The 13,367-nt window shown below is 67.0% G+C and carries 12 protein-coding genes and 1 pseudogene; 8 read left to right on the forward strand and 5 right to left on the reverse strand.

Translation table 11 applies throughout. The features are described 5' to 3' along the window. Positions 1-95 precede the first annotated feature (95 nt). Together Aut01nite_RS37455 and Aut01nite_RS37465 are read right to left on the reverse strand one after the other, a co-directional pair. Positions 96-1,058 carry a recombinase family protein gene (locus Aut01nite_RS37455; protein ID WP_043526796.1) on the reverse strand — a complete coding sequence of 321 codons (963 nt, stop codon included), beginning with the start codon at positions 1,056-1,058 and terminating at the stop codon, positions 96-98. A 565-nt stretch (positions 1,059-1,623) separates the two neighbouring features. Next, positions 1,624-2,100: a MarR family winged helix-turn-helix transcriptional regulator gene (locus Aut01nite_RS37465; RefSeq protein WP_052163917.1), complete on the reverse strand. Its 477-nt coding sequence runs from the start codon at positions 2,098-2,100 to the stop codon at positions 1,624-1,626. Here Aut01nite_RS37465 and Aut01nite_RS37470 point away from each other — a divergent pair. From Aut01nite_RS37470 to Aut01nite_RS37495, 6 genes and pseudogenes are all read left to right on the forward strand, one after another. Beyond that, a complete protein-coding gene (locus tag Aut01nite_RS37470) occupies positions 2,095-2,589 on the forward strand; it encodes an SgcJ/EcaC family oxidoreductase (RefSeq protein ID WP_063958796.1) in 495 nt (164 codons plus the stop codon). The genes Aut01nite_RS37465 and Aut01nite_RS37470 overlap by 6 nt on opposite strands. Positions 2,590-2,711: 122 nt before the next feature. Next, on the forward strand, positions 2,712-4,220 hold the full coding sequence (locus Aut01nite_RS37475; protein ID WP_201775539.1) for a multicopper oxidase family protein: 1,509 nt from the start codon (positions 2,712-2,714) through the stop codon (positions 4,218-4,220). Positions 4,221-4,491: 271 nt separating this feature from the next. Next, positions 4,492-5,040: pseudogene (locus Aut01nite_RS37480) on the forward strand (3-oxoacyl-[acyl-carrier-protein] synthase III C-terminal domain-containing protein); the annotation flags it as partial. Between the two features lie 113 nt (positions 5,041-5,153). After that, entirely contained in the window at positions 5,154-5,804 is a 651-nt protein-coding gene (locus tag Aut01nite_RS37485; protein ID WP_043526790.1) for a lysophospholipid acyltransferase family protein, read from the forward strand. A 55-nt stretch (positions 5,805-5,859) separates the two neighbouring features. Then, positions 5,860-6,132 (forward strand): hypothetical protein, encoded by a 273-nt coding sequence (locus Aut01nite_RS37490; protein WP_152628796.1) that lies wholly within the window; start codon positions 5,860-5,862, stop codon positions 6,130-6,132. Positions 6,133-6,176: 44 nt separating this feature from the next. Next, positions 6,177-6,596 (forward strand): PaaI family thioesterase, encoded by a 420-nt coding sequence (locus Aut01nite_RS37495; RefSeq protein WP_201775538.1) that lies wholly within the window; start codon positions 6,177-6,179, stop codon positions 6,594-6,596. A 527-nt stretch (positions 6,597-7,123) separates the two neighbouring features. On the opposite strand, the gene Aut01nite_RS37500 is transcribed toward Aut01nite_RS37495, so the two are convergent. Further along, complete coding sequence (locus Aut01nite_RS37500) at positions 7,124-10,156, reverse strand: Tn3 family transposase (protein WP_043526786.1); 3,033 nt, start codon at positions 10,154-10,156, stop codon at positions 7,124-7,126. A gap of 310 nt (positions 10,157-10,466) precedes the next feature. Between Aut01nite_RS37500 and Aut01nite_RS37505 the strand changes: the two genes are divergently transcribed. Beyond that, complete coding sequence (locus tag Aut01nite_RS37505; protein ID WP_152628795.1) at positions 10,467-11,156, forward strand: hypothetical protein; 690 nt, start codon at positions 10,467-10,469, stop codon at positions 11,154-11,156. A gap of 305 nt (positions 11,157-11,461) precedes the next feature. Further along, positions 11,462-11,623: a hypothetical protein gene (locus Aut01nite_RS37510; protein WP_161790662.1), complete on the forward strand. Its 162-nt coding sequence runs from the start codon at positions 11,462-11,464 to the stop codon at positions 11,621-11,623. Positions 11,624-11,820: 197 nt separating this feature from the next. Here the strand turns inward: Aut01nite_RS37510 and Aut01nite_RS37515 are convergent, their stop codons facing one another. Further along, complete coding sequence (locus tag Aut01nite_RS37515; protein WP_052163915.1) at positions 11,821-12,981, reverse strand: hypothetical protein; 1,161 nt, start codon at positions 12,979-12,981, stop codon at positions 11,821-11,823. Beyond that, positions 12,978-13,331 (reverse strand): PadR family transcriptional regulator, encoded by a 354-nt coding sequence (locus Aut01nite_RS37520; protein WP_043526783.1) that lies wholly within the window; start codon positions 13,329-13,331, stop codon positions 12,978-12,980. The genes Aut01nite_RS37515 and Aut01nite_RS37520 overlap by 4 nt, the downstream gene beginning before the upstream one ends. Between the last annotated feature and the right edge of the window lie 36 nt (positions 13,332-13,367).

Here is a 13,367-nt window from a genome sequence, read left to right on the forward strand (position 1 = left end):
TAGATCACCGTAGCTCACCAAAACGTGGCACCGGAATTTCCGTGAGCCTAGGGGCCTCCCCGTAGTTTCCAGCGCAAAAACAACGATTGCCGAGCTCAGCGTGAATGCGGGGACGCCTGGACCCGGTCGCGCTGAGCTTCGTCGGTGGCCTGAAGCACTCGGGCCGGCCGGGGACGGATGATGTCGGAACCGTCCGCCACTGGGGCGCTCGCTTCGTCGTGTTCGCGCAGCAGGCGCAGGACCGTCGCGGGAGACGGGTGTTGTCCTTTCTTCTTTCCCTTGGTGATGACGAGCCGTGCGGCGATGTCGCGCAGGCTCAGCTCCTGGCCGCGTAGGTGCAGTGCCATGGACAGCATGTGATCGTCGGTGACGCCGGCTCCGCCGATGCTCTTGCCCCGGCTGCGGGCGGACTCGTGGCCTTCCAGGGTGCGGTCGCGGATGTACTCGCGCTCCATCCCGGACAGGGCGGCCAGGACGGTGAAGACCACCCCGGCCGGATCATGTGAGCCTTGAAGCTCGCCGGTCAGGAACTGCAGGCCGATGTCGGATGCTTTCAGCTGTTCGGCCAACGCGGCCAGCTCCAGGCCGCGGCCCAGGCGCTTGTGCTCGTGGACGACGAGGGTGACGGCGACGCCGGAGGCCCGCATCTCCCGGGCGAGGGTGATCGCCTTGTCGAGTTCGGGCCGCGTGGTGGCGCGGGTGGAGATTTTCTCGGAGAAGACGCGGGTGACGCCGGCGGACTTCAGGGAGTCAAGTTGGGTGTCCAGGGATTGCCGGACTGTAGAGGCTCGGGCGTAGCCGATCCGGGCGTGCCCGGCCGGCTCGGCGCCGCGGCTGGCGGGGCGAGGCAGCTCGATCCACACCGACCCTGGTTTACGGACGGCGGGGGTCGGCGCGCTGAGGGTTTTGGCGAGTTGGGGAACGAGCCGGAAGCGGGCGGTGTGGTACTGCACGGCCACTTTGCCTTTGCCGGTGCGGCACGGTGACCCGGCGGGGGCGGCGCAGGCGGACATCGGGCAGTCGTGTGCTTCCACGCGCCGGAAATCGTCATCGTTCATCCGCCGAGTGTTTCATATGTGCGTTTCAGAGGATATGCCGGTTGCAACAACCTATGAAACAGAGGATGTCCTTCGCGATCGGCGTCCGGTGGGCCGTTTCACAGGTGACCACCTATGAAACAGCTATCACCCGACCGGGCAAGAAGAATCTCCGGCAGCGGCGACGCCTGCCCCGGTGCCGAGCCAGCACCCCCTGACGGGCGCTGCACGCACGGCCGGCAGGGGTCGGCCTTAGGGCGTGTATCGAAGTCATAGCCACTCGTTGGTCGCGGCGATGGTCACGGTTGCCGCGTAGCGCACGGCCAGCTTCTCGAACCTGGTAGCGACCGCGCGGTGGCGTTTGAGTCGGTTGATGCCGCACTCCACAGCGGCCCTGACCGGCGTTGTCGTTGGTTTTGGGCCGTGTACTCATGGGAGGTCTAGATCATCTTTGGCCCGGGTGTCGTGGCTCTTACCAATACCCCCGGGTTCGGTCGTCTGCAAGGCGCCAAATTGAGTAGCCGCGCGGCGGCGGCCGGTTGCGGTTCTAACAGGACCGACGGGTTGGGCATGTTCTCTCGCCTCGTCAGTGCCGCCGGGCGGCCAGATCGGCCACCGCATCGGCGTATCCGGTCGTAGCGGCCTGCCAGTAACCCTGCAGCACTGCCTGCTGATTCCGGTCGAGACCGCTGACGTAGGCGCCGATGCTGGCACGCACTCCCGCGAGCAGCCCGGTAAGGGCGGGTGGGGTGGCGACCGCAGCGACGGTGATCTTGCGGCGGTCACTGGTGTTCATGGTGCGCTCCACGTAGCCGGCTGACACCAGGCGGTCCACCAACCGTGTCGTCGCGCCGGTGGTCAGGCCGAGGCCCGTCGCCAGGGCGCCCGGGGTCTGCGGGCCACGTAGTTCCAGCAGATTGAGGGCCTGGTAGTCGGTCGGGCCGAGCCCCACCGCCTGCGCGGCTGACTGGTGGAACAGCACGAGCGCTGCCAGGTACTCGCGGTAGATCGACTCGGGCGTGTTGCGCGGCGCCCCCGGCTCACCTAAAGTATCTGCATGCATGCAGATACTTTACCAGTGCAGCTACTCGGTGGTCGAGTTCCGACTGACCGCGCCGACGACTGGAACGCCATCAAGTATGTCCTGGCACAGCTCAAAGACACCTGGGACCGCGGTGACGCCGCTGCGTACGCCCGATGCTTCAGTGCCGACGCGGTGTACGTGATCTTCGTCGGCACCGTCTATGTCGGCCGGGCCGACATCGAGCGCAGCCACGAGGCTCTGTTCACGAAGTTCGCCAAGGGCACCACGACGTTCCTGACCGTGCTCGACGTGCGGTTCCACGGCCCGGACACCGCCACCGTCCTCACCACCGGTGACGCCGCCAAGCGCCCGCCCCGCGCGGGGCGCGGAAAAGTGCAGTCCTTCACCTTCCATCGCGGTCCCGATGGCTGGGAGTGCGTCGCCTTCCACAACACCAAACGCAGCCCTCTCATGGAACGCATCTCGTTTCACATGGACCGGCGCTTCCGCCCCGATCACACAACCTGACCAGGTCGCCTGCGTTTCATCCGCCTCGCCACCGATCGGATTGGCGTCTCAACAACCGGAAGGAAACGTTGTTGCGAAGCTCGATGTTACGCCGCCGCCCCGTCCTGACTGTGATCGCAGGCGTGGTTGCGGTGACCGTCCTGGGATCCGGCGCCGCACTCTTCATGGCCTATTCCGACGCCGAGATCGCCAAGACGGATGGCGCTGACTACACCCGCCCTCTCGCTATCCCGCCATTACTCATGCCGACCGCCGAGGCTGACGGCACCAAGCGATTCAGGCTCGAGATGCGGACCGGCCGCACCGAGCTGCTGCCCGGCGAGAAGACCGACACCTGGGGAATCAACGGCAGCCACCTTGGTCCCACCCTGCGCGCAAAGCGCGGCGACAAGGTCGCCGTCGACGTCACCAATGCCTTGCCCGAAACTACGACGCTGCACTGGCACGGCATGCACCTGCCACCAGAGATGGATGGCGGCCCTCATCAGACGGTCCAGCCCGGAAAGACGTGGTCACCGTCGTGGGAGATTGATCAGCCTGCGTCGACACTCTGGTATCACCCGCACCTCGACGGCCGGACCGAGAAGCACGTCTACCGTGGGCTGGCGGGAATGTGGCTACTGGACGACGAGGAATCGGAACGGCTGACGCTTCCCCAAAGGTACGGCGTCGACGACATCCCGCTGATATTGCAGGACAAGCGGATGAATGACGACGGCGAGTTGCAGGGCCCGCCGATCCTGACCGGCAAGGTGCTCGCCGGCGGCCCAGTCGGTCTAGTCGGCGACAAGATCTTCGTCAACGGCACGTACCAGCCGATGTTCGCCGCCACCACGACGAAAGTGCGGATGCGGGTACTCAACGGCTCCAACGGCCGGACGTACCACCTCGGATTCGCCGACGGCCGCCGGTTCGACCTGATCGGCGTGGACAACGGCCTGCTGGAGAAGCCGGCACCGAGGACTCGTCTGCCGGTATCGCCCGGAGAACGGGTGGAGATCGTGGTCGACGTCAAGCCGGAAGACTCAGTCGTACTGCGCAGCTTCCCCTTCGACCTCGGCACCCCCTTCCCCGGCAATCGGATCGCCGGCGGCGATGACACCCTCGACCTGCTGCGCATCGCGGCCGGCGACCGGTTGGAACCCAGCCCGGCGGTGCCCGCTCGACTGGCCGGCTCGTCCCTGCCCGACCCGCCGGCCGGCGCGCGTACCAGGACGATGCATCTCGCCGGGCAGTCCTACATCAACAACAAGACCATGAACATGTCCCGGGTCGACGAGGTGCTGACCGCCGGCACCACCGAGATATGGAACGTGACCACCGACGAGATGCCTCACAGCCTTCACCTGCACGGCACCGCGATCACAGTCATGGATGTCGACGGCAGGCCACCGCAGCCCTGGGACAGCGGCCCCAAGGACACCGTGTTCCTTCGGCCCGGCGGGCGAACGCGGATCGCAGTCCACGCTCCAAAACACGCCAGCGAGCGGTTCCCGTACATGTTCCACTGCCACGTGCTGTTCCACGAAGACCGCGGCATGATGGGGCAGTTCCTCGCCGTACGGCCAGGGCGCGAAGAACAAGTGAGCCGAGACCTGAAAGATGCTCACGCCCACCATGGCAGTGACTGATCCCCGCCTCCATCAGCCCAAGACGTGTTGAGGGCCGACCTGCGCCAAGATTTTTTGTAACGCTGACCAATGCACCTAGCTTTCTCCACACCCCCGCCAACCACGTGAGCCCACGTATGCGCGGCGCACGCTTCCGGCAAACGGTCCATTGTCCTGCTCGATGCCACAGTGGTTCGTATGCTCCTCGTCCCGGCTGTCATGTACCTGCTGGGCATGGGCAGTTGGTGGATGCCGAAATGGCTGGAACGAGCGCTACCGGAACTGCACGTGCGCGGCGAGGACCGCCCTGGTGATCGGCGTGGAGAAGTTGTCCGACTTCACTGACTGGACCGACCGCACCACGTGCGTGCTGATCGGCGATGGAGCTGGCGCGGCGGTGCTGGTCGCCTCGGAGGAGGCGCAGGTCGGCCCGGTTGTCTGGGGTTCGGTGCCGGGGATGTCGAGCGCCGTGCGTATCAAGGGTGTCGACGGAAAATTCGCGCAGGACGGTCAGAGCGTCTTCCGCTGGGCGACAACCTCGCTTCCCGCGGTTGCGCGCACTGTCTGCGAGCGAGCCGGCATCACCCCCGACGAGCTGGCCGCCATCGTGCTGCACCAGGCCAACTTGAGGATCATCGCGCCCTTGGCGAAGCGGATCGGTGCCGGCAACGCGGTCATCGCGCGAGACGTGGTCGATTCCGGCAACACGTCGGCAGCCAGTGTGCCGATCGCCCTGTCCAAGATGGTCATGCGGGGACAGATCCCGGCAGGCGGGCCGGTCCTGCTGTTCGCTTTCGGCGGTGGCCTGGCCTACGCCGGCCCAGTCATCCACTGTCCCTGAGAACGCACGTTTCGCCGCCCGGCGTCTCCGCGGGCCGGCCTGCCGCCGGGAAGTCATTGCCGCGTTCGGCGCGCCGAGCCCACGGTGGTGCTGCTCTGATCTGGAGACGAACGATGTTGTATGACTTCATCAAGTCGGCCATGGGGCCAGTCCTGCGGGCCGCGGTGCGGCTGGAGGTGCACGGGCAGGAGAACGTTCCGGCGAACGGCCCGGTACTACTCGCCTCGAATCACCTCTCGATCGTCGATTCCACGTTCTTGCCGCTGGCCATGTCACGGCCGGTCACATTCATGGCCAAGGCCGAGTACTTCACCGGGCGGCATCCGCTGTACCGGTTCACCTCCTGGTTCATGTCCAGCAGTGGCCAGGTCCCGGTGGACCGGAACAACCAGCGGGCGGCTGTGGCCGCTCTCGAGCCGTGCCTGCGGGTGCTGGAGAGCGGCGGCGTGTTCTGCATCTACCCGGAAGGGACACGGTCGCTGGACGGGCGCCTGTACCGCGGTCGCACCGGGGCGGCCTGGCTGGCGCTCAACTCCGGCGCCGCGGTGGTCCCCGTGGCGATGGTGGGAACCGGAAAAGTGCTGCCCCCGGGTCGGACGGTGCCACGCCCAGCGAAGGTCAAGGTCATCTTCGGAAAGCCGGTCGACCTGAGCGTTCACGGCACCGACCCGAGCAACGCCCGGGCCCGGCGGGCCGCCACCGACACGGTCACCGCGGCGATCGCCGCGATCTCGGGGCAGGAGTACGTCCCGCGCTACGCATGACGCCGCTCCGGAGGGCCTGGGCCGGACCGCGGGCTCGGCGAGCCGGCTCACCGCGGTGACAAAGACCTGTATCAATGCGCAGAATGCCCCGTCGTACGATCAGGACGGCGCTCGTACCGGTGGCCTGGGATACCGAACCGAGGACGGCCAGCAGGTAATCTCTGGCCGAGAGAAGGACGTGATTGTCGTGTCGGGCCGCAACATCCATCCCACCGAGATCGAACGGGGCGTCACACCCCGGCAGGCGTCGATCCTCCCGCCCGGTCAGGTGCCGAAGACCCTGTCGGGCAAGCCGCGCCGCGGCCGTGCCGGGCAGCTTCAGCCGTGACGGGTAACGGGGACGAGGGCAGCGATCGAGCGGCCCTATCCGGCGTGGAGTTGCTGCGCGCCCATGTTCATGCGCAGGACCGGCCGGCGCACATCGGTGATCTGCTCAATATCCGCGTCGTCTCGATCGAGGAGGGCTCGGTGGTCTTCGAACTCGACGCCGAGCCGCGGTTCGCGAACTACAACAGGACGCTGCACGGCGGCCTCTACGCCACGTTGCTGGACTCGGCCATGGGCTGCGCGGCGCAGAGCGCCTTGGCCGCGGGTCTAACATGCACCGCTCTCGAGATCAAAGTCAACTTCGTGCGTACGGTGCCGGTTGATGGGCGACGCCTGGTCGCCGTGGGCAAAGTGATCCATCTCGGCCGCCAGATCGTCACGGTGGAGGGTACTGTGCGCGACAACGAGGACCGGATCGTGGCACACGGCACCAGCACGTGCCTCGTCACACCGGCGGCACTATGACGGTCGTTGGTGACCCCGCCCGGCCCGACGAACTCGTCGTCACCGAATCGGACACGGAGAAACGCGGCCACGTCGCGCTCTGACACGCAGGCAGAATCTCGCAGTGGGCCGGTGTGCGGAAACGTCGGCTGATGTCCGGCGCGCCGGCCGGCATGGTTGCGGTCCAGGACACGCCCACCACGAACGTCACCGCGCACAACCCGATGACGGCGGATACGAGGTTTGCAGAGATCGGGTATCCCTGCACCCAGAGCTTGTATCGAAGTCGGTATCGGCAGCGGTGGAAGTCACGCGCGTCGTTGATCGATAGCAAGCGAGTTCTCCGGTAGGTGGTTTAGCGACCAAGCAAAACCGATGGGTACGGCCCGACACACCGCCCGCGCCCCCCGGATCGGCGGCCGACGCCTGATCGAGACCGCTGCCCGGGCCTGCAGTGGCGGCAGACGATGGTGTAGCGGCGTGTTAGCCACCACACAGACGGCAGGGCGGGCCTCACGTACGTCGGTGCCAGTACGACGACGAACGCGTCAGCCGTGCTCGCCGCAGTACGCCGGCAGCAGTAGAGGCCGGTACCCGTCGGCGTCGAGCTGGGCCAGTTCACCATCGATGTCGACCGAATGGGTGCCGTAGAAGTGGACGTTGGCGTGATGGCTGGGCCACACGTGCGCCAACAGGTCCTCATCGACCGGCCGCCCACCGCGGCGCAGAGCGGCCACCGCGAGACCGTAATACTCACTGGTCCAGGTGACGATGGCGTTGGTCGCCACCGTCAGGCACCACATCTGTTCCGACTGCTGCTCGTGGTGCCGGCGGCGCAGCGCTCCTTCGCCGGCGTAGGCCAGTTCCCGGCGCAGGGCGTGCAGGTTCTCACCCTTGTTGAGCTGCCGGGCGATCCGGCGCCGATACGCCGGATCCGCGAGGTACCGGGCGGCGTAGACCGTCCGACGCAACGCCCCATACTCCTTGATCGCACTGGTCAGCGCGTTCTGCTGCCGCTTGGACGAGCACAGCTTGCCCACCACCAGCGCGGCGGTGGCGTGCCCGTACTTCACGCTCGCGGCGACCCGCAGCAGGTCGTCCCACGTCGCGGTGATCAGCTCCGTGTTCAACCGCCGGGTCAGCAGCGGGCCGGCGTGCGGGTACCGGGCGACGAAGTCGGCCTTAGCCCCGGTGCGGTAGAGGGTTATCTTTCCCAGGTCCCGGATCCGCGGAGACAGCTGCCGCCCGACCAGGTCGAACAGCGCAAAATTCGCCAGCGACGCCCCGTGGGTATCCGTCGCGTGTTCCACGACCGGCAGATCGGTGGCGTTGCCGAGGTGCCCGTCGAGGACGTAGTGGCCCTCCGGGGCGGTCGCCACGATCACCTTCGTATCGATGGTGGAGTGCTGATCCGAGACGTGGGTGTACACCGACACGCCCTGGCCGCGGGCGAAGTACCGCGACATCGCCCGCGCCGTGATGGACTTGCCCTTGGTCGGGAACCGCTGCCCGTCCGAGGATGACAGGGTGCCCGGCCCGAACGCGCTCGTCAGCGGCAGTCGGTGGTGGTAGTTGACGATCGCCGCGTTCGCCGCTTCCAGGGTTTCCGGCCGGAAGTACCATTCCGCCGTCCACGCGAGCACGTCGTAGGGCACGCCGCAGGACTGTGCCATCGCGGTCAAGCCCATGTTCGTCGCCTCGGCCACAATGACGTAGATCAGGTTGCGTTTCAGCTCCGCTGGCCGGCTCACCTTCCCACCGGCGTGCACCAGGTGATCGAGGAACCCGGTCCGGGCATCGACTTCGACCAGCACCGACGCGAACGGCACCTTCGGCAGCATCCCGGTCATCTCGTCACGCAACAGGTCAGCCTCGGCCGGGATGTCCTCGGCCGACAACTGCGGAATGATCAGCTCTCCGTCGCCGGTCAGCCGGATCTGCCCGGTGTCACCACCGGCCGAAAGCAGCGCCTCCACATCCGCCAAGGCGGTGTGCAACTCGTCGTCAGCCAGGGCCAGGGCGTCGGCCGCCGCCATCGGTTTACCGACCAGAGCACAGAACTCCGCCCGCTGCGGCTCCCACTGCTCAGGCGTGAGCAGGAACGACGCCGGATCGGCATACCGGCGCGAGCCCGGCACGAACACATCACCGGAACGCAGCCCGTCGCGCAGCCCGAGCAGCACGCACAACTCCCAGTAGTGTCGATACGCGGTGGTGTCGCCGGCGTCGGCCGCCGTCACGAGGTAGCCGGCCCACTTCGCCGGCACGAACCCCACCGGCGCGGACGAGGGGACCTTGCGCGCTCCGGTGGCGTACAGCTCGGCCAGGATCGACACCGCCCGCAGCAACTCGTCTGTGCCGACCCCGCCGGCGAACCGCACCGCCGCGAGGACGTCCGGCGCGAACTGGCGCAGATACGGCATCGAGGCGTCCAGCATGCTCAAATGGCCGTGGTCGCGGGGCAGCCGCTGCTGGCGGGCGCCCCATGCCGCGCGCATCCGGTCCAAACCGATCCGCTCGCGCAGCAACGAACCCACCGCGTCGTCACCCACGGCCGGGTCCAGCACGATCGTCAGGATGTCGTCGAGCAGTTGCTGCCGGTTCTCGCCGCCCTTCGCCCGCTCCGCCAGGGCCTCGTTCATCTTCGCCCGGGCCACCGTCTCGCGTGCCGACACCGCCTGATCGAACAGCAGCAACGTCTCATCCAGCACGTCCACGGCGGACTGCGCGATCAGCGTCAACAGGATCGGATACCGGCGCTGCGGCTCCCGGCGCTGCAACGCCTGCCCTGTCAACCGCCGGCCCACCCCTGCCAGAAACCGGCGGCGCTCCGCCGGCAGCGCCGACAAGTCCAGGGTGTGCGCGTCCAGCCGCCGCAGATACGCCAGCTTCTCCAGCTCACCCTTGACCGCCGCCGGGCTGGCCTGCGTCGGCCCGGTCCCCAACCAGGCCAGCGGAGTGCGGCCCCGGTACGGGTCCACCACCAGCAACGCGTCAAGCTCCGCACGCCGCTGCTCTGACTGCAACAGGTGCTCCACCCGCGTCCACGTCTCCGCCAGGGCCCGGTCCCGGGCCGTGGCCACCCGCTCGAGCACGTTCACCACACCCGGACGGATCACCCGCACCGACGCCAGATACTCACACGCCAGCCGGAACAACAACCGCGGCGAGTCATGCTCCATCGCCCGGGAGAACAGGAACTCCTGCAACTGCTTCCACTGCACCTCATCCGCCGGACGCCACCCCGCGTACCGGGCGATCTCCCGCAGATGATCCGTCCGGGTCTGCTCCCGAACCCCGTAACCGTCCAACAACCCCGCCGTGATCCCGAGCCGCTCCGACAACCGGGTCACCGCCGCCACCGGAGCCGAGGCCACCTCATCCGGTACGAACCCCAGCCACCCCAGGGTGCTCAACTGAACCGCGGCGCCCAGAACATTGCCCTGACCTCGGAACTTGCGCACGAACATCTCATCCGGCGAAGCCAGCGTGAAATATCGGATCAGCTCCGCACGGTCGATCTCCGGGAACTCCCGAAGCTGCCGCAACTCCTCATCAGAGAACACATCACGAGTCGCCACCGCGCAGGCCTCCAACGTCGATCGATCAGCATCGAAACGACGGAACCCTATGCGGGCAGTGTTACAACCCGCCCCCTCCCATCAAGATCAAGAGAATCGTTGTTTTTACGCTGGAAACTACGGGGAGGCCTAGGGGTAAACGCCCGCAATGATCTGCGCGGATATTCAAACTCGTTCCATTGACATATCTAAGTTCATAGATTTAGATCGATTAATCGGCACGGGGGCCGGTTCTCATCGACGACGACCCAGGGGCGGCGACCGCTGTCCTGGCCTGGGCCCCTGCGCACATCCAACCAAAGGGGCCACCTTGAAGATCGCAAGACTCGTGGGTTGCATCATCGCCGCCACCGTTGCCGCGGGATCTCTGTCCTCGCCGGCGCTGGCAGCACCCTCAAGCGTTGACCCGGTTGCCGAAGTGCAGCTCCGCGCCTTCTTCGACCAGTACGAGGTGAGCGACGCCGTCCAGGACTCCCTCATCGCCAAGATGGACTCCGCCGACCGCTGGCTGTCCCTGACCGCGAATACGAAGCCTGTCAGCGAACGGGTCCAGGTCAGCGGGGGCATGAAGGAGACCGTCAGCACCTACGCCGACGGCTCGATTGCCGTGTCGGGGACGCAGATCCCGCAGCCCGAGGGCCAAGGCGGGGTGTCCGCGCAGTCGGTCTCGGGATGCGCCACAAGTAGCACCGCCTACAGCGCGACCTACTCCAACTGCCTGGCCGACGTGAACCTCGGCATTATGCGAATGTACTTCCGGTTCAACTGGCGCAAGACGTTCGGCACCAGCGCCACGATCACGAGCTTTGATCCGAACAGCCGCGGCGGCCACTGCATCCTCTGCAGCATGGCTAACCAGAGGGTGTATCGAATCAACTCTTCCGACGTCCGCTTCGCGGCTGAAACCACGGTGGCCTGGGATGGCAGTCCCGTCCAGATCACCGCATACATGGGCGCGAGGACCAATCTTTCTTCGGGTGCGTTCACCTACCACAACTAACTGAGGTATCAAGTTGTGGAACTTGCCAGCGGGTAGGTAAACGGAGATGCCTCTCCAGTAGAGAGAGTGGGCAATGCGAATCGCCTTACATTTCTCTACGGGGAGGCCCTTTCGTGCAGCCTATATCATGGTTGAAGAATCTTTGGGTCGCTGCGGAGAGGGTGGCCCTTGGCGGCGACCATCACGCCTCAAGGCAGCCGGGACGCGACCGCCACCGCGACCCTCAAATCATCTAGGCTAAGACGAAGGTGGATACTCGGCGATAAAATTCCGGGCCTCAACTAGTTCACATCCAGGAGTAAATTATGACTGCAACCGTCATCGTCGTAATCCTCTTCGGTCTTGCCATCGTCGCGGCCATCGTCGCGGTAAGCATGTTGATCATGAAATTCGTGCGGAACCGCCATGATGCTGAGGGAGCGCCCAAAGGCCCCGCAGCGCCGAGGTCGCATGAAGACACCCTTTGATCGAATCCCGCCGGTCTGGCACGGATCTCACGCATTTCTGACTGTGCAGATCAGGGCCCGTTCTGTCGATCATGGACGTGGCGCCCGGGCCCATCGGGTGACATCGCAGTCTCGGCCGGAGTAGGCATCGAGGTAAAACGAGACCCCTCGCCGGAGCGGCGTGGTTGCGGGCACCGGTGTCCCGGTGCCCGTGCCGGTCAGCCCGGCTGCACCGCGGCGTCTCGCCGGCCCAAGCCGGTCGAGGCGACGAAGACCGCCGCGGTGGCGGCTACGGCCGCCGATACGACACACGCAACCATCAGCCAGGGCGGGCCAACCCCCAGGGAATCGCCCGGCAGAAGCTGGTCGTAAAGGGTGCGGACCGGCTGCGACCTGTCGCCGGCGTGCCAGACGAGCAGGGCGGCATTCACCAGGACCACATACACCGGCAGGCTTGCGACGGCCAAGGCCAGGCCGGTGAGGACCGCTGCGGTCCGGTGGCGACTCCGTGACCCCCTCGTCCGGTATGTGAGACCGGCGACCAGCAGCCACCCGGCCAGCACGCCCCCGGCCACGGTCAGCGGCAGGTACTCCCCGGTGCGCCGGGCGAAGACGGCGGCTTCGAGGACACCGTTGTACATGGTCACGCCGGGCGGAAGGTTGTCGAGCGTTGGGGGACCGATGGCGTCGGTCACCTGCCCGTACAGGACTAGGCCGTCCCGCTCGGCGGTCAGCCTCGCGGCCCGCCGCAGGTGCTCGTACCGGGCGTGCGTGCCCCGCGCCGCGAGCACTTCCGGCGGCTCCGGGTTCAGCGGCCGGACCGTGAACTCGGTGATGGTCCAGCCGGCGGCGGCCAGGCGGTCACGGGTCTGCTCGACGGTCCACATCGGCGTGGGTCCCGGCTGCGTCTGCTCCAGCAGCGCGGTCAGGTGGACGCGGCCCGCAAGCCCGGGCTCGTTCCACTGGTTCGGCTGGATCGTCTCGCGCGGGTGGCCCACCCCGGACTCGTCCGGGTTCTCCACGGCGATCGCGACGAGCTCGTTCGCGGCGGTCTCGGAGGGCAGCTCGGCGAACGTACGCTCCCCGGCCCAGCTCCCGGCGGCCGCGCCGAACGCACCCAGCGTCACCGCGACCAGCACTGCGGCGAGCACCGCCAATGACCGGCGGGGTACCCGGAAGCGTTGCTGCACACCGCTGGCGAGCAGATGCCAGGCCTCGCCCGCCGCCGGTCGGCGGCGGCCGGGCTCGGCCATCTCCAAGAGGGTGGTCACGATCTCGGTGCCGTGCTGGCGCCGATAACTTCTCGGGTACGCGAGGAGCAGGCGCCGGTAGTGCCGTTCCAGTCGCTCGTCGGCGACCGGCCAGTGCGCCCCGGTCACGCGGCACCCCCCGCGAGTGCCGTACGCGGCAGGCCGGGAACGATGCCGCGCCCGCGTAGCTGGGCTTCGGCCGCTTCGGTCCGGCGCCGGAGCCGCTCGACCTCGCCCAGCAGGGCCGCCGCACCGCTGTCACTGAGCCGGTAGTAGCGGCGCAGCCGCCCCTCGACCGCCTCCTCCCGGTCCACCTGGATCAGGCCCTGCTCGGCGAGCCTGTCCAGCGCGCCGTAGAGAGTGCCGGGCCGCAACTTGACCTCGCCCCCGGAGAGGTCGTCGACGGCTTGCACGACGCCGTAGCCGTGCCGTGGTTGTGCCGCAAGCGCGGTGAGAATCAGAAAGGTAGGTTCCTGCATAGGCGAGTAAACTACGGCGGCCGTTATATATCGTCA

It is taken from the genome of Actinoplanes utahensis, from assembly GCF_016862455.1.
GTDB lineage: Bacteria > Actinomycetota > Actinomycetes > Mycobacteriales > Micromonosporaceae > Actinoplanes > Actinoplanes utahensis.

Coding starts and splice junctions, on each gene's coding strand:
- Aut01nite_RS37455 (WP_043526796.1), bottom strand. CDS start 1,058: ATGAACGATGACGATTTCCGGCGCGTGGAAGCACACGACTGCCCGATG.
- Aut01nite_RS37465 (WP_052163917.1), bottom strand. CDS start 2,100: ATGCATGCAGATACTTTAGGTGAGCCGGGGGCGCCGCGCAACACGCCC.
- Aut01nite_RS37510 (WP_161790662.1), top strand. CDS start 11,462: ATGACTGCAACCGTCATCGTCGTAATCCTCTTCGGTCTTGCCATCGTC.
- Aut01nite_RS37520 (WP_043526783.1), bottom strand. CDS start 13,331: ATGCAGGAACCTACCTTTCTGATTCTCACCGCGCTTGCGGCACAACCA.
- Aut01nite_RS37485 (WP_043526790.1), top strand. CDS start 5,154: ATGTTGTATGACTTCATCAAGTCGGCCATGGGGCCAGTCCTGCGGGCC.
- Aut01nite_RS37470 (WP_063958796.1), top strand. CDS start 2,095: ATGCATGCAGATACTTTACCAGTGCAGCTACTCGGTGGTCGAGTTCCG.